The 25,100-nt window shown below is 73.0% G+C and carries 30 protein-coding genes and 1 pseudogene; 14 read left to right on the top strand and 17 right to left on the bottom strand.

Going from position 1 to position 25,100, the window contains the following annotated elements:
• Nucleotides 1–116: 116 nt before the first annotated feature.
• From HOP40_RS20140 to HOP40_RS20110, 7 genes are all read right to left on the bottom strand, one after another.
• Nucleotides 117–773 (bottom strand): DivIVA domain-containing protein, encoded by a 657-nt coding sequence (locus tag HOP40_RS20140; RefSeq protein ID WP_172160889.1) that lies wholly within the window; start codon nucleotides 771–773, stop codon nucleotides 117–119.
• Between the two features lies 1 nt (nucleotide 774).
• Nucleotides 775–3,345, bottom strand: a complete 2,571-nt coding sequence (locus HOP40_RS20135; RefSeq protein ID WP_172160887.1) for a heavy metal translocating P-type ATPase — start codon at nucleotides 3,343–3,345, stop codon at nucleotides 775–777.
• A complete protein-coding gene (locus HOP40_RS20130; RefSeq protein ID WP_172160885.1) occupies nucleotides 3,338–3,664 on the bottom strand; it encodes a metal-sensitive transcriptional regulator in 327 nt (108 codons plus the stop codon). The genes HOP40_RS20135 and HOP40_RS20130 overlap by 8 nt, the downstream gene beginning before the upstream one ends.
• A gap of 59 nt (nucleotides 3,665–3,723) precedes the next feature.
• Complete coding sequence (locus HOP40_RS20125; RefSeq protein WP_240157810.1) at nucleotides 3,724–5,775, bottom strand: copper resistance CopC/CopD family protein; 2,052 nt, start codon at nucleotides 5,773–5,775, stop codon at nucleotides 3,724–3,726.
• Between the two features lie 78 nt (nucleotides 5,776–5,853).
• Complete coding sequence (locus HOP40_RS20120; protein WP_172160881.1) at nucleotides 5,854–6,072, bottom strand: heavy-metal-associated domain-containing protein; 219 nt, start codon at nucleotides 6,070–6,072, stop codon at nucleotides 5,854–5,856.
• Nucleotides 6,073–6,091: 19 nt separating this feature from the next.
• Nucleotides 6,092–7,171 carry a sulfite exporter TauE/SafE family protein gene (locus HOP40_RS20115; RefSeq protein WP_172160879.1) on the bottom strand — a complete coding sequence of 360 codons (1,080 nt, stop codon included), beginning with the start codon at nucleotides 7,169–7,171 and terminating at the stop codon, nucleotides 6,092–6,094.
• Between the two features lie 127 nt (nucleotides 7,172–7,298).
• Entirely contained in the window at nucleotides 7,299–7,793 is a 495-nt protein-coding gene (locus HOP40_RS20110) for a hypothetical protein (protein ID WP_172160877.1), read from the bottom strand.
• A 125-nt stretch (nucleotides 7,794–7,918) separates the two neighbouring features.
• Between HOP40_RS20110 and HOP40_RS35970 the strand changes: the two are divergent.
• Nucleotides 7,919–8,095: pseudogene (locus tag HOP40_RS35970) on the top strand (MerR family transcriptional regulator); the annotation flags it as partial.
• A 587-nt stretch (nucleotides 8,096–8,682) separates the two neighbouring features.
• Here HOP40_RS35970 and HOP40_RS20100 read toward each other — a convergent pair.
• Nucleotides 8,683–9,003 (bottom strand): signal peptidase II, encoded by a 321-nt coding sequence (locus HOP40_RS20100; protein ID WP_205346831.1) that lies wholly within the window; start codon nucleotides 9,001–9,003, stop codon nucleotides 8,683–8,685.
• Nucleotides 9,004–9,102: 99 nt separating this feature from the next.
• Here HOP40_RS20100 and lnt point away from each other — a divergent pair, with 99 nt between their 5' ends.
• The gene (gene lnt / locus HOP40_RS20095; RefSeq protein WP_172168634.1) at nucleotides 9,103–10,779 is read left to right on the top strand and encodes an apolipoprotein N-acyltransferase; all 1,677 of its coding nucleotides are present in this window, start codon (nucleotides 9,103–9,105) and stop codon (nucleotides 10,777–10,779) included.
• 95 nt (nucleotides 10,780–10,874) lie between these two features.
• A complete protein-coding gene (locus tag HOP40_RS20090) occupies nucleotides 10,875–11,414 on the top strand; it encodes a DUF3105 domain-containing protein (RefSeq protein WP_172160875.1) in 540 nt (179 codons plus the stop codon).
• A 4-nt stretch (nucleotides 11,415–11,418) separates the two neighbouring features.
• On the opposite strand, the gene HOP40_RS20085 is transcribed toward HOP40_RS20090, so the two are convergent.
• The 3 genes from HOP40_RS20085 to HOP40_RS20075 all read right to left on the bottom strand — a co-directional run bounded on the left by HOP40_RS20085 (nucleotide 11,419) and on the right by HOP40_RS20075 (nucleotide 14,056).
• A complete protein-coding gene (locus tag HOP40_RS20085) occupies nucleotides 11,419–12,315 on the bottom strand; it encodes a cytochrome c oxidase assembly protein (RefSeq protein WP_172160873.1) in 897 nt (298 codons plus the stop codon).
• Nucleotides 12,316–12,363: 48 nt separating this feature from the next.
• Nucleotides 12,364–13,305 (bottom strand): copper resistance D family protein, encoded by a 942-nt coding sequence (locus HOP40_RS20080; RefSeq protein ID WP_172160871.1) that lies wholly within the window; start codon nucleotides 13,303–13,305, stop codon nucleotides 12,364–12,366.
• Nucleotides 13,306–13,450: 145 nt separating this feature from the next.
• A complete protein-coding gene (locus HOP40_RS20075) occupies nucleotides 13,451–14,056 on the bottom strand; it encodes a copper resistance CopC family protein (RefSeq protein WP_172160869.1) in 606 nt (201 codons plus the stop codon).
• Between the two features lie 108 nt (nucleotides 14,057–14,164).
• Between HOP40_RS20075 and HOP40_RS20070 the strand changes: the two genes are divergently transcribed.
• Genes HOP40_RS20070 through HOP40_RS20060 form a run of 3 tightly spaced genes read left to right on the top strand, consistent with a single transcriptional unit; the run spans nucleotide 14,165 to nucleotide 16,564 of the window.
• A complete protein-coding gene (locus HOP40_RS20070) occupies nucleotides 14,165–14,869 on the top strand; it encodes a hypothetical protein (protein ID WP_172160867.1) in 705 nt (234 codons plus the stop codon).
• A 49-nt stretch (nucleotides 14,870–14,918) separates the two neighbouring features.
• On the top strand, nucleotides 14,919–15,500 hold the full coding sequence (locus HOP40_RS36805) for a multicopper oxidase domain-containing protein (protein WP_172168631.1): 582 nt from the start codon (nucleotides 14,919–14,921) through the stop codon (nucleotides 15,498–15,500).
• Nucleotides 15,497–16,564 carry a flavin-containing monooxygenase gene (locus HOP40_RS20060; RefSeq protein ID WP_240157157.1) on the top strand — a complete coding sequence of 356 codons (1,068 nt, stop codon included), beginning with the start codon at nucleotides 15,497–15,499 and terminating at the stop codon, nucleotides 16,562–16,564. Before HOP40_RS36805 ends, HOP40_RS20060 begins: the two co-directional genes overlap by 4 nt.
• 32 nt (nucleotides 16,565–16,596) lie before the next feature.
• On the opposite strand, the gene HOP40_RS36915 is transcribed toward HOP40_RS20060, so the two are convergent.
• Complete coding sequence (locus HOP40_RS36915) at nucleotides 16,597–16,797, bottom strand: VldE C-terminal domain-containing protein (protein WP_476705422.1); 201 nt, start codon at nucleotides 16,795–16,797, stop codon at nucleotides 16,597–16,599.
• Here HOP40_RS36915 and HOP40_RS20055 point away from each other — a divergent pair.
• Nucleotides 16,736–17,137: a hypothetical protein gene (locus tag HOP40_RS20055; protein ID WP_172160865.1), complete on the top strand. Its 402-nt coding sequence runs from the start codon at nucleotides 16,736–16,738 to the stop codon at nucleotides 17,135–17,137. The genes HOP40_RS36915 and HOP40_RS20055 overlap by 62 nt on opposite strands.
• Before the next feature lie 114 nt (nucleotides 17,138–17,251).
• On the opposite strand, the gene HOP40_RS20050 is transcribed toward HOP40_RS20055, so the two are convergent.
• From HOP40_RS20050 to HOP40_RS20035, 4 genes are all read right to left on the bottom strand, one after another.
• On the bottom strand, nucleotides 17,252–17,713 hold the full coding sequence (locus HOP40_RS20050; protein ID WP_172160863.1) for a CBS domain-containing protein: 462 nt from the start codon (nucleotides 17,711–17,713) through the stop codon (nucleotides 17,252–17,254).
• Between the two features lie 3 nt (nucleotides 17,714–17,716).
• A complete protein-coding gene (locus tag HOP40_RS20045; RefSeq protein WP_172160861.1) occupies nucleotides 17,717–17,917 on the bottom strand; it encodes a rhodanese-like domain-containing protein in 201 nt (66 codons plus the stop codon).
• 10 nt (nucleotides 17,918–17,927) lie between these two features.
• Nucleotides 17,928–18,749 carry a DF family (seleno)protein gene (locus tag HOP40_RS20040; protein WP_172160859.1) on the bottom strand — a complete coding sequence of 274 codons (822 nt, stop codon included), beginning with the start codon at nucleotides 18,747–18,749 and terminating at the stop codon, nucleotides 17,928–17,930.
• 167 nt (nucleotides 18,750–18,916) lie between these two features.
• Nucleotides 18,917–19,354 (bottom strand): MerR family DNA-binding protein, encoded by a 438-nt coding sequence (locus tag HOP40_RS20035; RefSeq protein WP_205346829.1) that lies wholly within the window; start codon nucleotides 19,352–19,354, stop codon nucleotides 18,917–18,919.
• A 399-nt stretch (nucleotides 19,355–19,753) separates the two neighbouring features.
• Between HOP40_RS20035 and HOP40_RS20030 the strand changes: the two genes are divergently transcribed.
• Entirely contained in the window at nucleotides 19,754–20,380 is a 627-nt protein-coding gene (locus tag HOP40_RS20030; RefSeq protein ID WP_476705421.1) for a cadmium resistance transporter, read from the top strand.
• Nucleotides 20,381–20,596: 216 nt separating this feature from the next.
• Here the strand turns inward: HOP40_RS20030 and HOP40_RS20025 are convergent, their stop codons facing one another.
• Nucleotides 20,597–20,779, bottom strand: coding sequence for a hypothetical protein (locus HOP40_RS20025; protein ID WP_172160855.1), 183 nt, complete (start codon nucleotides 20,777–20,779; stop codon nucleotides 20,597–20,599).
• A gap of 469 nt (nucleotides 20,780–21,248) precedes the next feature.
• Here HOP40_RS20025 and HOP40_RS20020 point away from each other — a divergent pair, with 469 nt between their 5' ends.
• The 6 genes from HOP40_RS20020 to HOP40_RS19995 all read left to right on the top strand — a co-directional run bounded on the left by HOP40_RS20020 (nucleotide 21,249) and on the right by HOP40_RS19995 (nucleotide 25,026).
• Nucleotides 21,249–21,830, top strand: a complete 582-nt coding sequence (locus HOP40_RS20020) for a signal peptidase II (protein ID WP_172160853.1) — start codon at nucleotides 21,249–21,251, stop codon at nucleotides 21,828–21,830.
• Between the two features lie 113 nt (nucleotides 21,831–21,943).
• Nucleotides 21,944–22,552: a TlpA family protein disulfide reductase gene (locus tag HOP40_RS20015; RefSeq protein WP_240157808.1), complete on the top strand. Its 609-nt coding sequence runs from the start codon at nucleotides 21,944–21,946 to the stop codon at nucleotides 22,550–22,552.
• Nucleotides 22,549–23,343 carry a cytochrome c biogenesis CcdA family protein gene (locus tag HOP40_RS20010; protein WP_172160851.1) on the top strand — a complete coding sequence of 265 codons (795 nt, stop codon included), beginning with the start codon at nucleotides 22,549–22,551 and terminating at the stop codon, nucleotides 23,341–23,343. Before HOP40_RS20015 ends, HOP40_RS20010 begins: the two co-directional genes overlap by 4 nt.
• Nucleotides 23,344–23,517: 174 nt before the next feature.
• Entirely contained in the window at nucleotides 23,518–23,910 is a 393-nt protein-coding gene (locus tag HOP40_RS20005; RefSeq protein WP_172160849.1) for a TlpA family protein disulfide reductase, read from the top strand.
• Complete coding sequence (locus HOP40_RS20000) at nucleotides 23,907–24,080, top strand: hypothetical protein (protein WP_172160847.1); 174 nt, start codon at nucleotides 23,907–23,909, stop codon at nucleotides 24,078–24,080. Before HOP40_RS20005 ends, HOP40_RS20000 begins: the two co-directional genes overlap by 4 nt.
• A gap of 64 nt (nucleotides 24,081–24,144) precedes the next feature.
• Nucleotides 24,145–25,026 (top strand): F510_1955 family glycosylhydrolase, encoded by an 882-nt coding sequence (locus HOP40_RS19995; protein WP_172160845.1) that lies wholly within the window; start codon nucleotides 24,145–24,147, stop codon nucleotides 25,024–25,026.
• Nucleotides 25,027–25,100: the final 74 nt, after the last annotated feature.

The following is a 25,100-nucleotide window of genomic DNA, read 5'->3' as shown; positions in this document are numbered from 1 at the left end:
TCCGCTACCAAAAATGATAGACATGCCTAACCACGCAGCTCCGGGGGAGCTCCGAGGCACGGTCGGAGAATCCTGGGCTGGCCACGGTTCCCGTAGCGCCGCCACCGTCGGCGCCGTCAGGAGTGATCATCAGCGCTGTCCGCGTCCCCGGTGCGCACCGACGCGAGGAGCTGCTCGGCGCGCTGGACCTGCTCGAGCAGGCCGACCTGGTTGCGCAGCCCGGCCAGCGCCGTCTCCACCTGCCGGGCGCGGTCGGCGAAGCGGCGCTCGGCGATCTGCAGCTGCTCGAAGCGGGCCTCGGTCTGGACGCGGACGGCGTCCCAGCGGTCCCGGGCGGCGTCCTCGAGCTGCCGCGCCCGCTGGTCGGCGTGCTCGAGGCGCTGCCGGGCGGCGTCGGCGTCGGCCTGGGCCGCGGCGCGCAGTGCCTGGGCCTGCCTGCCGCATGCGGCGGCGGCATCCTCGGCCTGGGCGAGGATGAGCTCGGCCGCCCGCTCGGCACGGGCCCGGATCGCGGCGGCATCGGCGTCGGCATCGGCGCGGATCTGCTCGCCTGCCTTGCGGACGTCGCGGGTCAGGGCGTCGAGGCGGCCCGTCATCTCGTCGCGTTCGCTGCGGGCCCGGGCACCGTCGTCGGCGACGGTGGCGACCTGGTCGATGGCGCCCACGTAGTCGGAGCCGACCCGGGCCAGGAACCCGTCGACCCGGTCGGGGTCGTAGCCACGCCAGCGGCGGCGGAACGACTGGTTGGTGATCTCCTCGGGAAGGACCGGCATGTCAGGCTCCGCGGTTGCTGGGTGCGGCGAGCGACTCGATGCGCTCGGTGTCACAGGCGGGAAGGAACGCCTCCCGCGGGCGGGGCGGCCGCGCGGCGGCGCCGGGACGGTCACCAGCCGCGACGGGATCGAGCAGCAGCACCCGGTCGTCGGTCACGGTGGACGCACGGCGGTACCCCTCGACCCAGCCGCCGTCGCGCAGGTGCACGCGCACGTAGTCGGCTCCCCCAGGCTCGGAGGTCACGGGCTCGGAGACCACAGGCTCGGAAGAAGCGGGCGCCGTGCGGGGGCGGGGGTCGCGGAACCGCAGCAGGCGCAGCGAGTTGGCCACCACGCTGACCGAGGAGAAGCCCATGGCCGCCCCGGCGAAGATCGGGTTGAGCAGGCCGAGCGCGGCCAGCGGGATCAGCGCCACGTTGTAGCCGAACGCCCAGCCCAGGTTCTGCAGGATCGTCCGGTACGTGCGGCGCGAGAGCCGGATCGCGGTCGGTACCCCGCCTAGGTCGGCGCGCATCAGGGTCAGGTCCGAGGACTCGATCGCGACGTCGGTGCCGGTGCCGATCGCGATGCCCAGGTCGGCGGCCACCAGCGCCGGGGCGTCGTTCACCCCATCGCCGACCATGGCCACGACCTCACCGGCGGCCTGGAGCCGGGCCACCTCAGTCTGCTTGTCCGCGGGCAGCACCTCGGCCAGCACGGTGTCGATGCCCACCCGCTTCGCGATCGCGGCGGCGGTGCGCGCGTTGTCGCCGGTGATCATGGCGACCTTCAGGCCCATCCGGTGCAGCTCGGCGACGGTGTCCGCGGCACCGTCCTTGAGGGTGTCGGCGACCGCCAGCACGCCACGGACCTGGCCGTCCCAGCCGGCGAACACCGCGGTGCGGCCCTGCTCCTCGAGCCGCCCAGCGGTCGCGGCGAGCTCGTCGGGCAGGACGAGCCCGGCCTCGGCGAGCATCTTGCGCCGCCCGACCCACACCGTGGTGCCCTCGACCTCGGCCCGTACCCCGTGCCCGGCGACCGCGGAGAACCCGGTGACGGCCGGCAGTGGGGCGGCGGCGCGGGCGGCGGCCGCGATGGCCTGACCGATCGGGTGTTCGCTGTCGGCCTCCACCGCCCCGGCCCGGCGCAGCAGCTCCACCGGGTCGGTACCGGCGCCGGGCTCGGTGTCGGTGAGCGCCATGTCACCGCGGGTCAGGGTGCCGGTCTTGTCGAACACCACGGTGGTGATCTTCCGGGTGCGTTCCAGCACCTCCACACCCTTGATCAGGATGCCCAGGCTCGCGCCCCGCCCGGTCCCGACCATGATCGCCACCGGGGTGGCCAACCCCAAGGCGCACGGGCACGCCACGATCAACACCGCGACAGCGGCGATCAGACCCGTGACCGGGTCCCCGGCGAGCAGCCACCACGCGGCGAACGTGGCCAGCGCGATCACGATCACGGTGGGCACGAAGACCGCCGAGATCCGGTCGGCCAACCGCTGCGCCTGGCCCTTGCCGGCCTGCGCCGCCGAGACCAGCGAGACGATCTGCGCGAGCGCGGTGTCACCGCCGACGGCGGTGGCCCGGACGGTGAGCACCCCGCTGGTGTTCACCGTCGCCCCGGCGACGCTCGCACCCGGGGCCTTGTCGACGGGCACCGACTCGCCGGTCAGCATCGACTCGTCCACCGAGGAGGACCCGTCGACGACCTCGCCGTCGGTGGGCACCTTCTCCCCCGGCCGGATCCGCAGCAGATCCCCGACCCGGACCTGGTCGGCGGGGACCATCACCTCGACCCCGTCGCGGACGACCCGCGCCTCCTTGGCCCCCAGCTCCAGCAACGCCCGGATCGCCTTGCCCGCACGGCGCTTGGCCCGGACCTCGAAGTAGCGGCCCAGCACCAGGAACGCGATCAACAGCGCCGCGGTCTCGAAGTACAGCTCTGTGCCGCCGCGCAGGAGCACGACCAGCGAGAAGGTGTAGGCGGCGAGGGTGCCGATCGCGATCAGGGTGTCCATGTTGGCCGACAGTCGTCGGGCCCGTCGGGCGGCTCCGACGAGGAACGGCCAGCCGACCACGAACTGCACCGGGGTGGCCAGCGCCAGCTGGGCCCACGGCGCCCACGGCAGGTCCATGACACCCGGCCAGAACGCGATGGCCATCGTCGCCAGGCCCAGCGGCCACGCCACGATCACGCGCCACCACCAGGCCCGCTGCGCTGTGGCCTCCTCGTCGTCGAGGGTGTCCTCCTCGGCGGGTTGTGCGGCGCGCACCTCACCGGCCGGCGCCTTGGGTGCGGCGACGGTGACCGCGGAGCTGTTTCGTCCCGAGCCACCCTGCGTCCGCAGCTCGTAGCCCGCCTTCGCGACGGCGGCGGTGAGGGTCGCCGGGTCGGCGGGCTCCTCGGCGAGCACCACATGGGCGGTCGCGGTGGCGAAGTTGACCTCGGCGCGGGCCACGCCGGGCTGCTTGTTCAGGGTGCGCTGCACCCGGTTCGCGCACGACCCGCAGGTCATCCCGCGTACCGCGAAGTCCAGGGCGGGCTCGGACGACCCGGCGGCGTCGCGCTCGGCGACCGCGGTGTCAGTCATGGTGGTTCCCTTCGGGGTCGAGCTCGCCGCCGTCTCGCACCTGCGGCGGCCGGAACACGTGTTTGTCGAACTTCAGCGTCTCCATCAGCTCGTCGACGATCTCCGTGGTCCGGCCCTCCTGCATGGCCTTGGCCACGCAGGTCTCCAGGTGCCGGCGGAGCATCAGCCGGCTCGCGCCCTCCAGGAGCCCCTGCACGGCGGAGAGCTGTTTCATCACGTCGGGGCAGTAGGCGTCGTTCTCGACGATGGTGATGATGCCGTTGACGTGGCCGCGGGCGGTTTTGAGCCGGTTGAGCACGGCACGCTGGTGGTCGTCCACGGCACCATCGTACCCCACCCCAGGGGGGGTGGGGTCACGGAGGTATTTCGAATGCCCGGTCACGTCGGCGCCGGCGGGAGGTAGCGGAACGTGCGGGTGATCAGGTGGTTGGGGCTGACCAGCACCTGCCGGGTGATGCGGTCCCGGTCGTCGAGCCAGAGCTGGGTGGAGATCCCGTTGGCGGGGAAGGCGAACGCGAGCTGGTCGCCGTCCGGGCCGGACACCGCGACCGGATCGGCGACACCCTCGACGTAGGGCTCCCGAGCAATGAAGTCCGCGCCGGTCATGGGGAGGTCCCGGACGATGCCGGGATCGGTGCGGGTGTCACTGGTGACGGTCTCGATCAGGGTGAAGGGGCCCACCTCGCGCATGGCGGCGAGGACCCGGTCGAGCCGCTCGGGCGCCGGGCGGGGCGGCCAGATGACATCGAGCCGGGCCGGGCCACCGGACCACGGGGGCGCGGTCGCGTCCAGGTCGAGAGTCGTGGTTCCGGGACGCCAGTCCACCGGCGCGGTGAAGCAACCGGTACCGCACGGCACCAGCGCGAGCTCGGCACCGGGCGTGGTGCGTACGGACAACCGGTAGGGCGGCGACTCGGGTGGGTCGTCGTAGGGGCCGTCCAGCGGGGTGCTCAGTCGCACCACCAGCCGCCCGACGCTGGCCATGGCCGCCACCGTGACCTGACCGGCGAGGGTGCCCACCGGGAGCGCCGGCCCGACCGGTGGCGGCGGCAGGGCGACACCGGCGGCAGCCTGGGCGGGCGGGGTGAGCGAGGTCAGCGCGCTCGTCAGCGCGAGGACCCCGGCCAGCGCGACGATCTCGACCCGGACCGCCCTGCCCACCGGCTTGCGCTGCGCCGGGCCCGTCCGCAGCCCCCGGTGGATCCGTCGCCGCGCCAGCACCGCGCACCCGATCACGACCGTGACCACGGCGAGCTTCGCGAGCAGCACCCGCCCGTACCCGGTGCCGAACAGCTCGGCCAGGTCGGGCACAAGCAGAATGCTCTGCACGATGCCGGTCACGATCACCAACATCACCGACCACACCGCGAGCCGGCCGTAGTCCGCCATCAGCAGCCGCGTCCAGCCCGACCGGCCACGCCACCGCACTGCGACGCGCAGCACGTGCGCCAACGCGCCCACCCACAGCGCCGCGGCCAGCAGGTGCACCGCGGTCAGCACCCCGCCGGCGAGCGGGTGCTGGGCCGCCACATGGGTGCGCAGAGCCTCCGCGGCCACTACCGCGAGCAGCGGCATCGCCGCCGCGGTCCGGAGCCGGTCCCACCCCGGCATCCGGGCCGCTGCCGCGACGCCGAGCGCCACCGCGAAGGCCGCCGCCTCGACGCCGAGCAGCGCCCCGGGACGCGACCCGAACACGTCCACGAGGTAGTAGCCGCCGACCACGATCAGGCCCACGGTGGCGAGCACCCCGACCGCGGCGGCCGCCGGCACCGGTGCGGGCACCGCAGCGAGTGCGATACCGGTGCCGGCGGCTTCGCGTCGGATCCGCCCGACCAGGACCGCACCCGCCGCGCCACCCAGACCGAGGGCGAGCGCGGCGAACAACAACCACCGCAGCGCCGCGGCCGGCACATCTAATCCTGCCGAACCGCCGGTCGCGTCGACGGGTGCCGCGGTACTCGTGCCCGCCACGAGCGGGGGGCTGACGGCGAAGGAGAACCCGCCCGAGACCAGGTCGCCGTCCTGGGCGCGGACCTGCCACGCCACCCGGTAGGCCCCGGCCGCGAGCTCGTCGGCGATGCCCACACTCAGCCGTCGTCCCTCCTGCGACAGCACCGGCGGTGAGGTGCTCACCTGCGTGTCCGTGCTCGAGGTGAGCCGCAACGAGTCGTCGAGCAACCCGACCGGCTCCCCGAAATCGAGCGTGACCTCCCGCGGTGATTCCGCCACCGCATAACCGGCCGCGGGCGAGGTGGCCCGTAGGGTCGGGTGGGCGGCCGCGGGAGGCGCCGGCAGCACGACGAGCCCGACCACCGCCAGGGCGGCGACGGTCCCACCGAGTCGCAGGAACCACCCGCGACCGCCGCCCCGACCCCGACGCGGACCCGACGCCAGCCGATCCGCGCCGCACCGCCCAGCAGCACGATCCATACCTACTACCTCCGTACCGAGAACGTAGCAGGCATGGTTCACGCGGCCGGACGGGGCGTCGCCCCGGCGGCGGGGCGATCAGGACATGTGGCGTGCGGTGTAGCCGAGTTCCTCGACCGCGGCGATGACGTCGGCGGCGGTGGCGCCGCCGGGTGCGAGCTCGACGACGGTGCGGGCCCGCTTCATCGAGGTCTGGGTGCGGCGCAGCCCCGGCAGGTCCTCGAGCGCGTCGTCGATGAGCAGTGCGCAGCTGCCGCAGTGCATGCCCTCGATGCGGAAGGTGTGTGTGGTGGACATCGTGGATCTCCCGGGTGTCTCAGGCGGCGGTGATGGTGCCGGTGTACATGCCCATGCCGCACGAGTAGCGCAGCGTCCCGGGCTCGAGCACCCCGAGGTCGATGCGGGTCTCGCCCTCGGCGGGAAGCACCTCCTCCACCCCCCGCGAGGGGATCAGGAACGACCGCACGCACCCCCGGGCGCCCTCCGACCGCACGATCAACGTGGTCGGGACCCCGGCCCGGGCCTGGACGGAGGCGGGGCTGTAGGAACCGGTCCGGGCGGTGATCAGCACCTGCTGCCGCCCGCCCTGCTCGGACACCGCGGACACGTCCGGTTCCGGCTCGCCTGCGCCGAACGCCTGGACGACCCGGGACGCGGCCACCGGCGACCCGGCCAGCTCCAGTCCGCCGTTGAGGGTGAACAGGCCCATCGCGACCACGATGAGCCCGGTGACCAGCGCCAGCCGACCCCGCCAAGCGGTGGCGGCGCGGCGGGCGGCGTAGCCGAGCAGCGCGAACAACGGAGCCGTGCCCAGCACGAACACCGCCATGATCACCGCACCGGACAGGGCCGACCCCGACGCCAGCGCGAGCGCCTGCACCGACAGCGTCACCCCACATGGGATGAGCACCGTCGCCGCCCCCAGCATCGCCGGCGCCAGCGCCGACTGCGACCGGGAGCTGTTGCGCACGACCCGCATCCACGATTGCGGCGGCTCGATCACCAGGCCACGGAACCCCGGCACCCCGAGCTGCGCCAGGCCGAACACGATGATCAGGACGCCGGCCAGGAGCTGCAGCGTTGTGCGCGTACCGATCGACAGCTGCGCGGCACCCCCGAGCGTGCCGAGCAGGGCGCCGAGAGCGGCGTGCGAGACCAGCTTGCCGGCCAGGAACCCGGCAACGGGCGCGATGTCATCGCCCAACCGGTGCCACGGGGACCCAGGCGCCGTGACATCCGTGCCGACGCCGCCAGGACGTCCGCCCGCCGTGACGGGTAGCCCAGCAGCGGCGGCGCGCTGTCGGGTGATCAGACCGGTGAGCAGGCCGCCCTGCACGGCGGCGCACGAGATACCGCCGGCGAACAAGCCGGTGACAAGGACTGCGGTGAGGTTCACGAGGGATCTCCTGTACGAGCGGAACGGACCGGACAAGCCACGCCCACGGCTCGACACGCCTGTGGGACGGGCACCAGCACGCCCACACCAGTGCGGTGGGCGTGCCCATCGGCAAGATCCGCCGGTTCTACGTCCGCAGCACGCAGAGCTCGGCCAGGGTCAACCCCGGGACGACACGAGCGACGATCCGCCCACCGATCACCGGGTCTCGCTGCACCCGGAACGACGACGCCGACCACGGCCGGCGCCACCGGAGTCCCGCCGCCAGGACCGCGATCAGGAACGCGACGCAGGCGAGCAGCATGCCGGACCCCGGTGCCGACCGATCAAGATCAGCCACCAGCGATGTCGAAACACCGGCGGCAGACGGCCCGACACCCATATCGACGGCAGGGCTGACCACGGCGCATGTGCGGTCCATGGCGGGCGCCGACAACATCGAAGTCGAAGGGCTTCCGCCTGAAACGCAGGCGACGCCGTCCACGGCATGGGAGGGCATCGCAGACATGCCGTCACCGCAGAGCGGCACGATCAGCACCAACAGACCGGCCACCACCGCGATCAGCGTGACCAGACGCGCGAACGACCCACGTACAGCGTGGATCCAGGCCGATCGCGACACACGACCAACGTAGAGGAGGTGCCTTCTCGGTCGAACCCCAGCCCGAAGTTCTTCACCCGCCAGAGCGAGACGGCCGCCGACGGGCCGTGCTGCCGGAGCTCAGCCCTGTGAGCGTGGACACCGCGATGACGAACGGCCCCGGGCTGAGGCTGAAGGCCGTGCGGCTCTACGAACGCAAGGGTCTACTGCCCGAGGCCGAACGCACAGAATCGGGCTACCGGCTGTTCACCGCCGATGACCTCGCCGTGCTGCACTTCATCCGACAGGCCAGATGCCTCGATCTCACCCTCGATGAGATCAAGGACGTGTTGGACCTGCAACGCTGCGGGGAGCAGCCCTGCGAGCGCGTCACCGGAACCTCGACGTCCACATCGCCGGGATCGACCGCAAGCTCGCCGACCTGCGCCGGCTGCGCCGCTCCCTGCTGGCCGCGCGCCGCGCCGCCGGTACCGCTCGCCGCGACGGCCACGACGCGGTGGTCTGCAAGATCATCGAGAACGCGCCGCCCGAACCGGTCCACCCGTGACCCGCGTCCCATCTGGCCGGGTCGGATTGCGCACGGTGTTCGCCCAGCCCGGCTACCGCCGGCTGTGGTCCGCGCGCACCGTGTCCCAGGCCGGGGACGTGTGCGCCACCGTGGCCCTGACACACCCCGGACCTCCCGGCCGGCGACGATCCGCCGCGCACGGGAGACACCGCGACGGTCAGATCGACCAGTCTGCAGTGAGCCGCGTCCGGCCGGTCGGCGCTCGTCACCGCGGGTGGCACGGCCACGCTGTTCTTTCACCGTCGGCAGCCCGGCCCAGGACGTCGGGTACTGCCCGGCCGCCCGCTCCCGGTCGTCGACCGCGGGTCACCGCGCCGCGACGGCCGACCTGGTCAGGAGCCGCTACCCCCGCCAGGACAGTACGAACGCCACAGCCACACCGATGGTCAGCGCCGCGTCGGCCAGGTTGAACGCGGCGAACCAGGCGACGTCCACGAAGTCGACGACCGCGCCCCGGCCCGGCCCCGGTGGGCGAGCCAGCCGGTCGACCAGGTTGCCCGCGGCTCCTCCGCCGACCAGGCCCAGCACCAGCGCCCATCCGGCCGAGGCGGCCCGACCGGCGAACCAGGTGATCGCGACGACCACGGCACAGGCGAAGGCGGTGATGAACGGGGTGAGCGACGTTCCCATGCTGAACGCCGCGATCACCAGCACGACCAGCACGACGGCGACCAGTAGCCACCGTTGTCGACGTCGACCGGCCCGGGCCGGTTCGGCGGACCGCTCTGCACCGCCGACCGCGTCCGACGCCGCTGCCAGACGATGCGGACATCGCGCCCAGCACCTGCGGCAGGCCCGTCCCCTCCCGCGTCCACCTCGCCTGCCGAACGATCGGCGGCCCGACCCCCAGGTGGCCGGCCCGAACTTCTACACGCGATAGTAGAAGCGCCGATCTGTCGGCCGAGCCGGACCGAGAGGGGGCGCGCCATCAGTACGGATCTGCAGCCGCGAACGAGCACAGGACTCGCCGCCGGCCCGGCAAGTCGCCTCCCCGTCGCACTCCTGTTGGCGGCCGGGACGGGCGCGGCATGGGCGCTGGGTGCGCAACCTCGGGGCTGGTGGCCCCTGCTCCCGCTCGGGGTGGCCGCGCTGACCATCGCCCTGCACGGGCGCGGGCTCCGCGCCCGGCTCTGGCTCGGTGGTCTGGCCGGCGCCGTGCTGTATGGAACCACGCTGGGCTGGCTCACCGGCTTCGCCCCAGCCGGGTACGTCGCGATCGTCGCATTGGAGGCCGCCATGCTCGCCGTGGCGGTCGGTCTCGTGCCCACGGCCCGCAGCGGCCGTTGGGCGGGAGGCTGGTGGGCACTGCCGGCCGGGCTGGTGCTGCTCGACGCCGCGCAGACGCGCTTCCCGTTCGACGGCTTCCCACTTCCCGCTCTCGTGCACAGCCAGCTCGACGGGCCGTTCGTGCTCGCCGCGCCACTGGGCGGCTCGCTGCTGGTCACCGCCGCAGCAGCCACCGCAGGCGTCGGCCTGGCCGCGGTGGTCCTCACGAGCGGCCGGGCACGACTGCTCGCGGTGAGCGTGGCGGTGGCCGTGGCGGGCGTCCCCGTCGCCGTCGGCGCGGCCGTCGCGACCGACGCGGCCGGCACCCTGGACGTCGCGGTCGTGCAGGGCGGCGGGCCGCGCGGGCTCCGCGCGGTGTTCACCGATCCGCAGGACACCACCGACCGGCAGTTCGCCGTGGCCGAGCAGATCACCGGTTCTCCCGACCTGGTGCTGCTGCCCGAGACCGTGATCAGCGTCGACGGGTCGATCGCCGGGTCGGCCGGCGACGCGCGCACCGCCGAGCTGGCGCGCCGACTCGACGCCTCGGTCGTTGTCGGGGTCGTGGAGAACCAGGGCGCCGGGTTCCGCAACGCCGCCGTGCTGTGGGGCCCCGACGACACGATCCTCGGCCGCTACGAGAAGGAGCACCGCGTCCCGTTCGGCGAGTACATCCCGGGACGCGAGCTGCTCAGCCGGGTCACCGACCTCACCGCGCTGGTGCCGCGCGACGCGATCGCCGGGGAGGGCACCGCGGTGCTGGAGTCCCCGGCCGGGCCGCTGGGCGTCGTCATCTCCTACGAGGTTCTCTTCGCCGACCGCGTGCGCGAGGCCGTCACCGGAGGGGGGAGGATCGTGCTCGTGCCCACCAACGCGGCGTCCTACGTCACGGAGGACGTGCCGGCGATCGAGGTGGCCGGTGCCCGGCTGCGGGCCCTGGAGTACGGCCGGACCGTCGTGCAGTCGGCTCCCACCGGCTACTCGGTGGTGGTCGCCCCCGACGGTCGGGTGCTCGCACAGAGCGGGCTCGGCGACCCGGCCCTGTTGCGCGAGACGGTGCCGCTGCGCACCGGCCTGACGCCCTACGCCCGCACCGGCGACCTGCCGGCCCTGGCCCTGGCGGTACTCGTGCTGCTGCTGCCGGCACTGCTGCGCCGGCGCGCCGCCCCGTGAGCGACCGGCCGCAGGACGAGCCGGGCCGCCGCCGGTCACGGATCGGCGGGCCCCTGGTGTTGCTGCTGGCCGCCGCGTCGTTCGGAGCGGTGACGGTGAGTGTCCTGATCCCGTCGGATGCCGAGCGGGAGCTCGCCTCCTTCGCGCCCTCGGCGGAGCAGCCCGATCCGTCGGCGCGGATCCCCGGGACCGTCGTCACGCCGGTCGCCGACCACGACCACGCGGCTGCCGCAGCCCCGACCGGCTCCCCCGCCCGCCGCCCGGCCGTCCCACCCATAGGCGGCCCGCACGGCCCGGGGTATGCGGCGTGCGACGGCGTCGCCCACCCCGACCCGGTCCCCGACCCCGACGCCGTGCACGCGATGGAGCGGGGTGCGGTCTGGATCACCTACGACCCCGCCCGCACCGCCCCGAACACGGTGCAGGCCCTCGCCGCCGTACGTGTGACCGACGGCGACTTCCTGTTCATGTCGCCCTACCCCGGTCTCGACAGCCCGATCTCCCTGCAGGCGTGGGGACACCGGCTCGCCCTCGACACCCCCGATGACCCGCGCTTCGAACTGTTCATCCGGGCCCTGAGCGACAACCCGTACACCGCTCCCCTGCCAGATGGCGGCTGCGTTCCGGGCACCTGACGCGTTACGGCTTCGCACCCGAAACGGCTGAACCCCGGGCACGCGCCACCCCGACCACAAGGATCGGGATCAGCGCCACCTGGCCCACCAACCACACGACGCCCGCGAGCCGTTGCTGGTCCAGCAGGTCGGGCACCCAGGGCAGGCCGAGCCCCCGGTAGAACGTCCCGGCGATCGGCTCGGAACGCAGCAGCAGGCCGATGCCCACCCCGGCCTGGGCGACGACCAGGACGGCCACCGCCCGCGCACGGGCGGGATCCCCACTCGTCAACGCCCCGACGAGGACGACCCCGGCCAACAGGAGCAGCACGTCCAGGGTCAGACGGCCCGGCTGTGAGACGAGCAGCGGCTCGATCAACCCGAACCCGTACAGCACCGCCATCGCGGTCGCGAAGACGGCCACCGCCGGCACCGGGCGGCCCAGCGCGGCGAGCACCGGATGGGCGAGTAGCCGGCTCACCTGCCCGTCCGGGAGCACCCGCCGGACGAGCGCCAGCGGTGCCCCGAGCACCAGGAGCATAGGTGCCACCAGCGTCAGCAGCACCTGGGCCGCGACACCGACGCTCAGCATGGCCGCGCCGTAGCGGCCGAGACCGGACGAGGTGGCGACGAGCACCACGGCACATCCGGCAAGCCACGCCGACGACCGGCGCAACGGCCACGTCCCGCCCCCCGCGCGCAACCGCCGCACGCCCGCCAGGTAGGTCACCAGCAGCACCGCGACGACGGCTCCGAGAACCAGGTCCGGCCGCGCGTCGACGAGAAGACCGCCGACACCGGAGGGTGGCCCGGTCAGCTCGTACCCCAGCTCCTCACCGGTGCGCGATGGTTCACCGGCCTCCCCCGGGGCGGGCGGCGGCGTCCGCCCGAGACCGACGGCCAGACCGATCGTGGCCAGCATCAGCAGCACCTCGCCCGCCCCGAACCGCAGAAGCGCACGGCGGTCCCTTTAGATCGCCGGGGCGAGGGTGCGCCGCCGGTGCAGGTAGCCGATGACCCCGAGCAGCAACAACGAACCCGTCTTGGCCGTCGCGATGACGCCGTAGGGGGACAGCAGGTTCGGCAGCGTCAACGGGACGCGGACAGCGAGGTTGACGATCCCGGAGAGGGCCATCAGCGCCCAGCACCAGGCGGCGATCGCCGAGAAGCGCGGCAGCACCGTGCCCAGCTGGTCGGACGAGGGGCGAGCGGCCAGCGCCATGACCGCGACGAGCCCGCCGACCCACACCGCCGCGGCCACGACGTGGATCATCAGGCTGTCGGTGGCGAGGTCGTGCGATCCCCCCACCGCGGAATGACCGGTGGCCGCCACCGGCAGCAGCCCGACGACCGTGCCCGCCAGCAGCACGGTGCTCCACCCCCACGTCAGCGTGGCCCGGCAGCCGACCGCGAGCACGGTGGCCACCACGGCGGTGAGCAGCCATGCCCCCGATGTCGGCAGCAGGGGCAGGGCCGCGAGCAACGGACCGAGCGCCAGGACATCACCGACCGGGCGGCCGAGGACCTCCGCGACGGTCAACGGGACCATCAGGAACGCCGCCACCGCCCACGTCCACGCGCACCCGGCGGCCACGCGGACGGATCGGTACCCCGTGACGTCGAGGTACCCGCTGGACTGCGGGGCCGCCAGCACCGCTGCTATCAGCAGGAACCCCACGGTCGACGCCGCACCGATGTCGGCCACCACACGCACGGCAGGCAGCCCGTAACGCACGACGAGTCCCGTGTCCGGCAATCCGAGCACCTCGGCGACCGCCGAACCTGCGGAGGCCGTCAGCCACAGCGCAACGAGCACACCGAGCGAGGTCCCGACGACGACGAGGGGCCCGACGGACGCCTGGTACCGCCCCACTCGGGCCGTACCGGGACGCGCGACCTGCTCATCCGACATCTACACACCGTAGAACCCGCGTGGTCGGACGACGGTTCCGGTCCGTCGTCACCCGTCGTGGACGCCAGGGGCCGACGCATGTGGGGACGGCTTGGCGCGCACCACCGCGCCCGCGTCCACACGCAGGGCCCACCCCTGGAAGGCGTCATTGTCCGATGTGCATCGGAGCTCTCCGCCGCCCGATGAGCCATCGCACCGCCACCACCGAGCCCCCGATCGCGACGGCACCACCCACCAGCCACGCCCAGACGTGGGTGGGTGGATGGCCGGCCGCCTCCACATGGTGAGCGGTGCCGGTGGGCGGTGCCGCGTGCTGTCCATGAGCAGGGCCGCCGGCCCGGCCGACGACGGAGCCGGACACCGTGAAGCTGATGGTGCCGTCAACGGGATGGCCGTCGGAGGCCACGGCCACGTATCGGAGGACGTACCGGTCGTTGATCAGGGTCGGCAATGGCTGGACGACCACGGTCCGCGTCGTCGTCGGTGGTGCGAGCTGAGCCTGGAATCCACTGGAGCCGATCAGCCTGATGCTGACGGAGCCCGCATCGAGCTCCTCGCTGAACTCCAGCGTGACCGGACGGGTGACCCCGTCCACGCCGCCGCCATCGACGGGATCGCTGCGCACGAGGTCGGAGTGGGCCAACGCCGGGCCGCCCATGATCAGCATCAGCATCGCTGCGATCAGTGCCGCGACGGCGGCGCGCAGCAGGAGGCGGATTCGACTGCGAGCAGGTGACGCGGCCGCGTCCATCGCCGTCCCTCCATCAGATCCCGTACAGAAATCGCCGAGATCGCCGATCCCCTCGGGCCTGCGGGATCGCAACTGTATCCACGACCTGCGCCGGGAGCTCCTCCACCCATGCCGACAGTGCGTGACGAAAGTCGGCCCGACAGCGAATTCATCTCCATCAGCTGCTTCGCCGGAGGTTCGATGCGACAACGCAGGTACAGGGTCCGGACCGGCCTCACCCTCCTCCGTGCCGTCGTCCTGACGTCGGCCGTACTGGCGGCGGCTGCCGGGTGCGGCAGCGCCGGGCCCACCGACGCACCGCTCACCGCCGCCTCGCCCGTCGGCGCCACGACTGAGGCGAGGTCGGACACCGTGTTCGTGGGCCGATCAGCCGACGGCACCGTCGCGGTGGCCATCGCCGTACACGACGGTCGTGCGACCGGATTCATCAGCGACGGGCTCGAGGTCGGGGTTTGGTTCGACGGCGCCGCCACCGGCGGACTGCTCGATCTCCGTACGGCCGACGGGTCGACGCTGGTCGGGGGTATCCACGGTCGCGTCATCCACGGCGGGGTCACCCGCGGCGATGCCGAGTGGTCGTTCGTGGCCCTGCAGGGGGAGGAACCGACCGGCCTCTACACCGCCGCCTCCAGCACGGATACCGACGACCGGATCGGCTGGATCCGATTCCCTGACGACACGGTGGTCGGAACAGCCGACATCGGAGGGTCCCTCCGACCTGCTCCAGGGATGACACCGGCGATCACCGTCGAGGGCGCGCGATTCGAGCCACTCCACCGTGTGGTCGGCGGTACCGAGGTCGGCGCGGGATGACTGAGACCCACGCCCTCAGGGGGATCCGAGACGTACCCCGGCGCAACCTCTGGACGCGACGCAAGTTCCTGACGATGGCGGGCGCCGGGCGGGGGTTCTCGCGCTGGGCGCGTGCTCCGTCACCACTGCCGCCGGGGCGTCCCAGCGCGGGCCGGCGACGACGCTCGGTCTCGACGCCGGGCAGGTCCGGCTCGACCTCCAGGGGGCACCCGTACAGACCTGGGGCTACAACGGCACCGTCCCCGGACCGGAGATCCGGCTCCGGGGGGGTGAGACCCTCCGTGTCCCGCTGCGCAACGGGCTGCCCGATCCGACGACCGTGCACTGGCACGGCATCTCGCTGGTCAACGCGATGGACGGAGCCCCGTTCCTCACCCAGCCGCAGGTCGAGCCGGGCACGGGTTTCGACTACGAGTTCGTGGTGCCGGAGGCCGGCACACATGCAGCACCTCTCGCCACCCCGAAGGCTCCCGCGGGGCCGGCTCCTTCGACGACGACACGCTCCGCGGCTGCGGGCGGTGCGCGCCGAGATCGACCCCGACGTCGTGTTCCGGGCCAACCACCTCATCCCGGCGACGTCGTGACACCCGATGAGGCAGACCACCAGCGGCCACCCGGAGGACGACCGTGAACGAGCCCGATCCAGTACCCGAGCAGGTCGACGTCGCTGTGGTGGGCGGTGGTCAGGCCGGTCTGGCGATGGGGCACGCGCTGACCCAGCAAGGCCCGCGGGCCGGGAAGGACTTCGTCATCCTCGACGCCGCCGACCGCGTCGGGGCCAGCTGGGATTCCCGCTGGGACTCGCTTCGCCTGTTCACCCCGGCCGGCCACACGGCGCTGCCCGGGCTTCCGTTCCCCGGGCCTCCCGACGCCTATCCCGGCAAGGACGACGTCGCGTCCTACCTGAGGCAGTACGCGACCCACTTCGACCTGCCGGTACACGCCGGCGCCACCGTGGAGCGGCTGACTCTCGACCCTTGCACCCGGGGATTCGTTCTGACGACGAGCCGGGGCACGATTCGGGCCGGCCGTGTGGTGGCCGCGACCGGGCCGTTCCAGGTGCCTGCCGTTCCGCGTCTGGGCGCCAACCTCGCGCCATGGGTGATGCAGGTGCATTCGAGTGAGTACCGTAATCCCGCCCAGCTCCCGGCCGGCCGGGTGCTCGTCGTCGGAGCAGGCAACTCGGGTGCCCAGATCGCCACCGAGCTCGCGGCGACGCACGAGGTCACGCTCGCGGTCGGCACCCGTCAGCCCAGCCTGCCGCAACAGCTGGCGGGTCGGGACCTGTTCTTCTGGCTGACCCGCACCCACGTCATGGACATCACTGTCGGATCCCGGCTCGGTCAGCGCCTGGCCACCAAGGAGGCGCTGATCGGCACCCGGCTGCGGGATGTCGCCCGACTCGGCGTACGCCTCACTGGTCGGCTCACCGCAGCCGACGGTGGCACCGTGTCCTTCACCGGCAGCGACCGGCAGCAGGTCGACGCCGTGGTCTGGGCCACCGGGTACCGACCCGACTACACCTGGTTGCCCGCCGAGGCGGTCGGCGCGGACGGCTGGCCGCTGCATCGCCGCGGTGTGAGCCCGGTGCCCGGCCTCGGGGTGCTGGGGCTGCCGTGGCTGCACACCCGCGGTTCGGCCCTCGTCGGGTGGGTGGGCCGGGACGCGTGCTGGCTCGCCGAGCAGCTCGGCTGAGTTGCCCGGCAGACCGCGACCGGTCCGGACGCTCAGCAGCTGACGGAGGCGAGCGAGCCACCCGGGCTGCTGTCGAACGATATGTGTACGTGTTCCATGTGGTTGGCCACCGGCGACCCCCGGTCCTCCATCTGCCGCCAGCCCGACCCGCTGTTGATCCGCTGCCGGAAGATGACGTACTTGACCGGCGAGCGGGCCTCGGTTACGCAGCGCGCAGTCGGCCAGCGCGTCACCGGTGGCGCGGTTGACGAACAGATCCAGCGCCAGCCCGGCCGGGTGGTCGGAGGCGTTGGGCCGCGAACCGACCCCGCCGACGCTGCCGATGCCGAACCGGCAGCGCAGCAGCTGCCCGGCCTCGGCGCTGGTAGCCGTCGTAGCCCACCGCTGCTCGGCGAGGAGGTCGGGCACCCAGGCGATTCCGACGGCGCGGAACTGCTCCGCACCGACGACGTCCGGTCGGACGAGGAGGGCGATCCCGACGGTCAGCTGCACGCCCAGGGCGGGCACCTCCCACAGGCGCGGCCGAGACGAGCCGGTGAGGCCGGCCGGGACGACACAGCCTGTCAGAACTAGCAACGCGTCCAACGCCGGGCGTCCGGCCGACGAAGCCAGCAGCAGGTCCAGCAGGCCGTGTCGCCGGTCGCGTCGCGCTCGGCTCCGTCCCGACGCCGCCCGGTGCAGGCCTGATCACAGGTCGGCGAGATGCACTGTGCCCAGCAGGCGCCCGTCCGGGTCGGCGACGATCGCGTAGGTCAACCCCTTGTCGACGAGCCGGTCCTTGATCGCGGCGGCGGGTTCGTGCGGTCGCAGCGTGGACGGCCCGGCCTCCATCACCTGACTCACCGCCCGGGTCGGATCGGTGTCGTCGAGGGCGGCGGCCCGCAGCCGCCCGAGCAGGGTGCCGTCGGCGGTGGTGACCAGCGCGAAGCGGTGCGCGGAGCGGGCGACCCGGGCCCGGACCTGCGAGATGGGCTCCTCCGGCCGGGCGGTCGTCACCTCGTGGCGCAGATGCCGGCCGATCGTCGTGGTGTCGGCGTCGGTTCCTTCGACCGGCTGGTTGCGGGCGAGCCAGTCGACCTTGCCCGGCACGTAGTCGTAGACCTGGGTGAACCCGAGCATGGAGAGCCGGCACGCGGCTCGCGGGCTCATGTCTCAAAGCCCGTCCCAGCAGTACACGATCACCGGCCGGTCCCGGTCCAGGGCCGTGGTGGCGGCGGCATCGAGGGCCTTGAGCGGGATGTTCACCGCGCCCGGCAGGTGCATCTCGGTGTACTCGCCTGCGGGCAGTACCTCCACGAGCTGCGCGCCGTCATCGAGCAGCCGGCGCAGCTGCGGGTAGTCGATCGAAGACATGCGGGTCTCCTCAGCGGTCCGGGTCGCCGGCCGGGTTCGGCCGGAGCAGGGCAAGCACCCAATCGTCGGACGGGGTGCCGCGCAGCCCGTCGGGGCGGGTGTAGAGGCGGCAGCTCAGCCCGTAGTCGCGGCGCTGCGCGGCGGACGGGTCGACGTCGCGACCATTGACCCGGATCGTGGGCGAGCCCAGGAACCGCTCATGCAGCGCCTGCTCTGGGGTGGTGATGATCCGCACCCGCACCGGTTGGGTGATGTCGGCGCCGGCGACCAGCTCCCGCAGCCGTGGCAGGTACTCGATGGCGTTCGGGCAGCCCTCGGTGTGCAGCATCTCCACGGACATCCCCTCCGGGGCGAGCAACGGACCGAAGGACCGGCCGGCGTCGTCGAGGGCCTGGACCTGGTCGAGCACGACGCCGGACAGCTCGGGCCGGCCATGCAGGTGGTCCATGGCGCGATCACGGCTGGTGTGGAAGGTGATGCTCGGGCACAGGCAGTCCGCGGCCGCGCCGCGGCTGCTGCTCTGCCCGAGCAGGACCGCCGTGCCCTCGGGCGTCCACCGCCAGCTCTCACCGCGGCGCTCGATGCGGATCGGATGCCCATCGTCCGGGTCGGCCGACACGATCACCCCGTTCTGCCCGCTCATCAACGGGATACCGAGAGCGTCGATCGCGCACATCGCATGCAGCACCGGGCCGCCGTCGAGCCGCACCGTGTGCCCGGTCTGGCGGCCGGAGAACGGGTAGGCGACCGCGATGTGCCCATCGGTGTCCAGCTGCACCAGGTCGACATCGCTCAGCGCCCGGAATGCGGCATCCCGACCGACCCCGCCCACCGGGACGTCGTCGCGGTGAGGGGCCCACCCGGTCGCGAGGAACGCCCGCAGCAACCAGCGGTGCAGCTCACGCACCGCGGCGGGCAGCCCCGCCTGCCGGGCGGCGACGCCGTCTCGGTCGGGGTCGCGCAGCGATTCGATCCGCAACGGTCGTCCCGGGGGCGTCGTCATGGCCGGTCCCTCGGGTCGCTGTCCTCGGGGTCGCTGTCCTCGGGGTCGCTGTCCTCGGGGTCGCTGGTGATCTGCGCCAGGATCGGGCACTCGCGATGGTTGCGTGGCTGCTCACAGGTCGCCACGAGGCGGGCGAGCGCCGCGCGCATCGCCACCAGGTCGGCGATCCGCCCGTCCAGGTCCGCGATCTTCTCCACCGACATCGCCCGGGTCGCGTCGCAGCCCTCCGGGCCGCCCTCGGCCAACCGCAGCAGCGACACGATGTCGTCGAGCGCGAAGCCCAGGTCTTGGGCCCGTTTGATGAACCGCACGACCTGCACGGCCTGCGGGCTGTAGGCGCGATACCCCGACGCGGACCGCGCCGGCTCCGCCAGCAACCCACGTCGCTCGTAGTAGCGCAGGGTCTGCGGATTCACGCGCGCCCGCGCGGCCACCTCACTCGTCCTCACCCGACCAGCATGAACCCCGTACCCGAGTACAGGGTCAAGCCGCTCTTCGGCCTCGGCAGAGACACCGTGAGCGAGTCACCAGGCCAAGGGCCCGAAGGCAAGTATGACGGGATCAACAGGGGGATCGGTGCTGAGCTGTGACAGCTGTCGATAGTGCTAGCATCGTCGCATGACGATGCTGAGGCTGATTGCGCAAACCCGCGCTAGCTGCCCAGGGCCGCTTCCGAGTCCCGACATCGAACATCCGCGCCGGTCATGTGCCGGGCAGCCAGAAATGCCCCGCCGCCCGGACGGCTGCGTCGCCCCGCCGCTCGTCATGACGCGCCGCTGACCGCCCGCACGGTCATGTCGTAGCTCACCGAGGTGACGCCTTGGACGTTGCCGGTGATCGATCAGAAGGCACTCATGGAACCCCTCACCTGGGCCGTGCAGGCGGTCGGCCTGTTCACGGTCACCAACATCGACGACGTCATCGTGCTGTCGTTGTTCTACGCGCGAGGTGCCGGCGTGCCGGGCACCACGACGAGAATCCTCGGTGGCCAATACCTTGGTTTCGGCGCCATCCTGGCCGCGGCGGTGCTCGTTGCATTGGGCGCGCGCAGCTTCCTGCCCGAGGAGGTCATCCCGTACTTCGGGCTCATCCCTCTGGTCCTCGGTGTGCTCGCGGCCTGGCGGGCATGGCGGGCGTGGCGCGACGATGACGATGACGACGACAAGGTGAGCGGCAAGGCGCTCAGCGTGCCCACCATCGCCGCTGTCACCTTCGCCAACGGCGGTGACAACATCGGTGTGTACGTGCCGGTCTTCGCCACGGTCGGCACCGGGGGCATCGTTGCCTACTCGATCGTCTTCCTCGCCCTGGTGGCGGTGTTGGTCGTCGCGGCGCGTTATGTCGCCACCCGCAAGCCGATCGCCGAGGTGTTGGAGCGCTGGGAGCAGGTGCTGTTCCCGGTCGTGCTGATCGGTCTGGGCATCGTCATCCTGGTCGAGGGCGGCGCCTTCGGCTTGTAGGACCGCAAGCACGGCCGACCGGGCACGGACGAGCGCATGGGGGTCTGATTGACCGGGTCGTTGTGGTCCGGGCAGGGCGAGGTCGCGTGCCCGGGCTCCGTATCACCTAGGTGGCCGGCCTGCCGTCCCGCGACCGCTGTCTGGCGAGCCGGGGCCATCGAGACCGGCCTCGTGTAGGCCGGCGATCGCGGCCGAAACGTGCAGCGGTGACCATGGTCATCGGGCCCGGGGTAGCGCGTGACCGTAGCGGCCGAGCGAGGCGATGTCGTGCGGGAACCGTCGGGGGTCGACCGCGAGCAGCCGCGCGGTGGCGCCGTGTCGGCGCGCTGCGCCCAGCCGTTGTTCGGGCTCGGCGATGCCGGCGGAGTGCACGCCGTGCTGGAACAGCAGGATGTCCACGTTGCGGTAGGCGGCGCTGGCCTGCAGGTGGCGCGGGTCGACGCCCTCGGACGTCGGCGGCGGCCAGAGCGGCGGCCAGGGCCCCGACCGACAGGCCGATCAACAGGGTCCACCGGAGCTGCGCTGATCCGCCGGGCGAGCTGGGCGCTGTAGTCGGGCAGGTCGGCCGGGGTCCCCGGCTCCCCCGGGGCCGGCAGCAGGCGTGCGTCTATCCCGCGGGCAACCAACGCCTCGGCGGCCGGGCGCACGTACCGGCGAACCGCGGCCCCGGGCACGATCAACACCCCCACCTGGCCAGCGGCCGGCCGGGCCGGTTCGCTCGGATGCCCCAGGCCCTGCCGCCCACCGCTGTCCGCCGCACCGGCGCGCGCCGCTGGGCACCGGTGACGCTGCTTCCGGTGACGCTGCTTCCCGCACCATGTCGCGGGCCGCCTCCGCTGTCATCGCCGCCGACTTCTATCATCGCCCCATGACGATCCAGGGTCGGCCCGATCAAGGCGGGTCCTGTCGGGATCCTCAACCGCAGGATCCGCAGGCGAGGCCGCTCTCGTTGCGGAGCCGATTCTCCCGAACCGGCCGGCCGGCCGCAGTGGCCGGCCTGGCCGCTCTGGTGACCGTACTGGTCGATGTGGTGACCAAGTGGCTGGCCGACACCGGGCTGCCCGGGGCCCCGGTGGAGCTCGGGATCGGTCGGTTGCAGCTCAGCCACAACACCGGGGTGGCGTTCAGCCTCGGCGACGGCTTGCCGACGTGGGTGGTGCTCGGCGGGGCCTCGGTGGTCACCGTCGGGGTGGCGGTGGCGATTGTGCTGGGCCGCCTGCGCCCGGCGCTGCCGGCGGGCCTGGTGCTGGGTGGGGCGGTGGCCAATATCATCGACCGGGTCGGGGACGGGGCGGTCACCGACTTTCTGTGGCTGGGTTGGTTCCCCACGTTCAACCTGGCCGACACCGCGATCACCCTCGGCGCGCTTGCCCTGCTGTGGGCGTCGTGGCGCGGCGATGGACCCCGACCTGATGAGCCGGCGCGTCCGGGGACAGCGACGGGCTCATGAGTGACGGGCGCATGGGTGCGGACGGGTCGTCGGTCCGGGCGTACTCACCGAGCTCGACCCGGCTCGCCGCGCCCGTCCGGCTGCGGGTTCTCGCCGCGGCGGCCGTACTGCTGATGATGCTGGCCGGGTGTTCCTTCGCCTCCGCGACCGGTGATGCACCCAGCCAGGCCGGTGAGTTCACCTTCGTGGCCCCGGGCGGGCAGACCCGGATCTTCTACGATCCGCCCGCCACCCGGGGCGCCGTGCGCGGGCTGTCCGGGGAGAGCCTGCTCGAGCCGGGCGCCACGGTCGGGCTGCAGGACTTCCCGGGGCAGGTGGTGGTGCTCAACATCTGGGGGGCGTGGTGTGGGCCGTGCCGGGAGGAGATGCCCGGCCTGCAGCAGATCCATGAGCAGATGCAGCCGGAAGGGGTGACGCTGCTGGGTATCGATGTGCGCGACTCCGCTGACGCCGCCCGCGACTTCATGGCCGACCGCGCCATCACCTACCCGTCGATCTTCGACAATCCCGGCCGATCCCTGCTCGCGCTCAGCGGGTTCCCCCGTAGCACCGTCCCGTCGACGATCGTGCTGGACCGGCAGCACCGGGTGGCGGCGGTGTTCCTCACCGCGGTCCGGGTCTCCGAGCTGCTGCCGGTGGTGCAACGGGTCGCAGCCGAGCCTGCCGACGCGGCGCCGGGGTCCTCGGCACCGGCCGACGCCCAGAATGGGAGCGGGTCGTGAACGGCCTGACCGAGCTGGCCATCTCCGGGCCGCTGCTGGTGGCATTCGCGCTGGCGCTCGCCGCCGGCGCGATCTCCTTCGCCTCGCCGTGCTGCCTGCCGCTGGTGCCGGGTTACGTCGGCTATCTGGCCGGGCTGGTCGGCGCCGACGTGCCCGCGATGCCCGGTGGCGACAAGACCTTCGGGCGGACCGCCGTGCGGGCCGGGCGGTGGCGGGTGGCCGGGGCGGCGATGCTGTTCGTGGGCGGCTTCACCGTGGTGTTCACCGCCGGGGTGCTGCTGGTGCTGGGCCTGTCGGACTGGTTGATCGGCAACGAGTTGCTGCTGCAGCGCCTGGGCGGGGTGGTGACCATCGCGATGGGGCTGGTGTTCCTCGGGTTCATCCCCGCGTTGCAGCGCGATGTGCGCATCCACAAAGTGCCGCGCGGCGGGCTGGCCGGCGCCCCGGTGCTGGGCGCGGTGTACGGGCTGGGCTGGACCCCGTGCCTGGGCCCCACCCTGACCGGGGTGATCGCGCTGGCCACCGGCACCGAGGTCGGGTCGTCCACCGTGCGCGGGCTGGTCCTGGTACTGGCCTACTGCGCCGGCCTCGGCATCCCGTTCGTGCTGATCGCGCTGGGCGCCCAGTGGGCGGTGCGCACCACGGTGTGGATGCGCCGCCACATCCGCGCGCTGCAGATCACCGGCGGGATCATGCTGCTGGTCCTCGGGGCGCTGCTGGTCACCGGGGCATGGGGCGAGTTCATCGCGTGGATGCGCGGCCCCATCGGCGGCTACACCCTGCCGCTGTGACACCCAGCGATGGGATACCTGCTGCTGTGACCCGCGACGCTGTGACCCGCGATGCGGGGATTCCGGACGCGGGGCTGCCCCGCACGACCCGGACCGGGTCCGCCGCGGCCGCGACCGCGACGAGGCACGGCGTTGGCGGCGGCCGGGGTGATCGCGCTGTGGCCCCGACCGAGCATGCCGATCGAGCCGGCCGTCGGGCCACAACCGGTGCCGGCCGAGAGCACCGCCGCCCAGCGCCCCGACGACTCAACGCTCGCCGCCGCCCCGGCCGCGTTACCGCCCTGCCCGACCGCCGCCCCGGATGCCGCGGCGGCCCGGGGCCCGCTCGCCGCGGTCGTGCTGCCGTGCCTGGGCGAACCCGGGGCGGTGCCACTCGGGGCGGTGCTGGCCGGGCGGCCGGTGCTGCTCAACCAGTGGGCGTCGTGGTGCGGGCCCTGCCGCGCGGAGATCCCCGTGCTCAACACCTACGCCGCCGATCCCGACGCGATCACGGTGCTCGGGGTCAACGTCCGGGACCGGCCCGCCGACGCGCTGGCGCTGGCCGGCGAGATCGCCCTGAGTCGGTGACCGACCCGGACCACACGCTGCAGGCCGCGCTGGGCGCACCGCCGGTACTGCCCAGCAACTGGCTCGTCCACCCCGACGGCACCATCGAACGGATCACCGACCCGCTGGTGTTCCATACTCCCCAACAGGTCACCGCGGCCGTACGGGCCGCCCTCGAGCCCACCCCGTGACCCTCATCTGGGGCTGCGCCCAAGCACCCCTCGACGAGCCGGTCCAGCAGGAAGGAACGCCGACATGGCATCTCAGCTGACTCCACGCACCCCGTCCCTTCGGGCCCTCGCGCTGGGTGCGGCGGCCGCGATCCTGCTCGCCGGGTGTTCGGCCGGCACCGGTTCGGAGGGGCACGGTGCAGGGCAGCCGGGGGTCGGCTCGGCCGGGCTGCCCTATGAGCACGTGCACGGGCTGGGCATCGACCCGGCCGACGACACGGTGTTCGTGGCCACCCACGACGGCCTGTTCCGCAGCAGCCCCGGTGGTGCCTTGGAACGCGCGGACAGCACCGGTCGGGACCTGATGGGGTTCACCATCACCGGGCCGGGCGCATTCCTGTCCAGCGGCCATCCCGGCCCCGGTGAGCAGGTCGCCAACCCTCTCGGCGTGGTCGAGAGCACCGACGCCGGCGCCACCTGGACCGCGCTCGGGCTCGCCGGGCAGGTCGACTTCCACGCCCTGGAAGCCGTCCCCGGCGCCGTGTACGGCTACGACGCCACCAACCGGGTCCTGCGGGCCAGCACCGACGGCGGCCACAGCTGGGACACCCGCGTCGCGCTGGCCGCCCTGGACATCGCGGCCGACCCCGCCGACCCCACCGTGATCCTGGCGACCGTGCAGGGCGGCGTCGCGGCCAGCCGCGACGGCGGCCGCATCTTCACCGCGCCCACCGGGCCGGCCCTGGCGTACCTGTCCTGGGCCCCGACCGGCACCGTCTACGGCATCGGCCTCGACGGCGCGCTGTTCGCCAGCACCACCGGCGGAGCGGGCTGGCAGCAGGTCGGCGTCGTTCCCGGCGGCCGCCCGCAGGCCCTCACCGCCACCGGCGCCACGCTGCTCGCCGCCACCGCCGGCGGGGTGTACCGCTCCGACGACGACGGCGCCACTTTCCACCCCCTCACCTGACAGCCGACGAACCGGCCGGGCTTGCAGCATCGTCCTCGCAGGCCTCGGTGATCATCTCGTTTCCGCAGATCGCG

Source organism: Pseudonocardia broussonetiae, from assembly GCF_013155125.1.
In the GTDB taxonomy this organism is placed as follows: domain Bacteria; phylum Actinomycetota; class Actinomycetes; order Mycobacteriales; family Pseudonocardiaceae; genus Pseudonocardia; species Pseudonocardia broussonetiae.
The sequence above is the reverse complement of the archived record's forward strand: the minus strand, read 5'-3'. Positions and strand labels throughout refer to the sequence as shown.

What these genes read in the sequence shown, in the direction of transcription:
- HOP40_RS20140 (WP_172160889.1), bottom strand. Translation starts at nt 773, where the DNA reads ATGCCGGTCCTTCCCGAGGAGATCACCAACCAGTCGTTCCGCCGCCGC.
- HOP40_RS20135 (WP_172160887.1), bottom strand. Translation starts at nt 3,345, where the DNA reads ATGACTGACACCGCGGTCGCCGAGCGCGACGCCGCCGGGTCGTCCGAG.
- HOP40_RS20125 (WP_240157810.1), bottom strand. Translation starts at nt 5,775, where the DNA reads ATGGATCGTGCTGCTGGGCGGTGCGGCGCGGATCGGCTGGCGTCGGGT.
- HOP40_RS20120 (WP_172160881.1), bottom strand. Translation starts at nt 6,072, where the DNA reads ATGTCCACCACACACACCTTCCGCATCGAGGGCATGCACTGCGGCAGC.
- lnt (WP_172168634.1), top strand. Translation starts at nt 9,103, where the DNA reads ATGCGGACATCGCGCCCAGCACCTGCGGCAGGCCCGTCCCCTCCCGCG.
- HOP40_RS20085 (WP_172160873.1), bottom strand. Translation starts at nt 12,315, where the DNA reads ATGCTGGCCACGATCGGTCTGGCCGTCGGTCTCGGGCGGACGCCGCCG.
- HOP40_RS20080 (WP_172160871.1), bottom strand. Translation starts at nt 13,305, where the DNA reads ATGTCGGATGAGCAGGTCGCGCGTCCCGGTACGGCCCGAGTGGGGCGG.
- HOP40_RS20075 (WP_172160869.1), bottom strand. Translation starts at nt 14,056, where the DNA reads ATGGACGCGGCCGCGTCACCTGCTCGCAGTCGAATCCGCCTCCTGCTG.
- HOP40_RS20070 (WP_172160867.1), top strand. Translation starts at nt 14,165, where the DNA reads ATGCCGACAGTGCGTGACGAAAGTCGGCCCGACAGCGAATTCATCTCC.
- HOP40_RS20055 (WP_172160865.1), top strand. Translation starts at nt 16,736, where the DNA reads ATGACGTACTTGACCGGCGAGCGGGCCTCGGTTACGCAGCGCGCAGTC.
- HOP40_RS20050 (WP_172160863.1), bottom strand. Translation starts at nt 17,713, where the DNA reads ATGAGCCCGCGAGCCGCGTGCCGGCTCTCCATGCTCGGGTTCACCCAG.
- HOP40_RS20045 (WP_172160861.1), bottom strand. Translation starts at nt 17,917, where the DNA reads ATGTCTTCGATCGACTACCCGCAGCTGCGCCGGCTGCTCGATGACGGC.
- HOP40_RS20020 (WP_172160853.1), top strand. Translation starts at nt 21,249, where the DNA reads ATGACGATCCAGGGTCGGCCCGATCAAGGCGGGTCCTGTCGGGATCCT.
- HOP40_RS20015 (WP_240157808.1), top strand. Translation starts at nt 21,944, where the DNA reads ATGATGCTGGCCGGGTGTTCCTTCGCCTCCGCGACCGGTGATGCACCC.
- HOP40_RS20005 (WP_172160849.1), top strand. Translation starts at nt 23,518, where the DNA reads ATGCCGATCGAGCCGGCCGTCGGGCCACAACCGGTGCCGGCCGAGAGC.
- HOP40_RS19995 (WP_172160845.1), top strand. Translation starts at nt 24,145, where the DNA reads ATGGCATCTCAGCTGACTCCACGCACCCCGTCCCTTCGGGCCCTCGCG.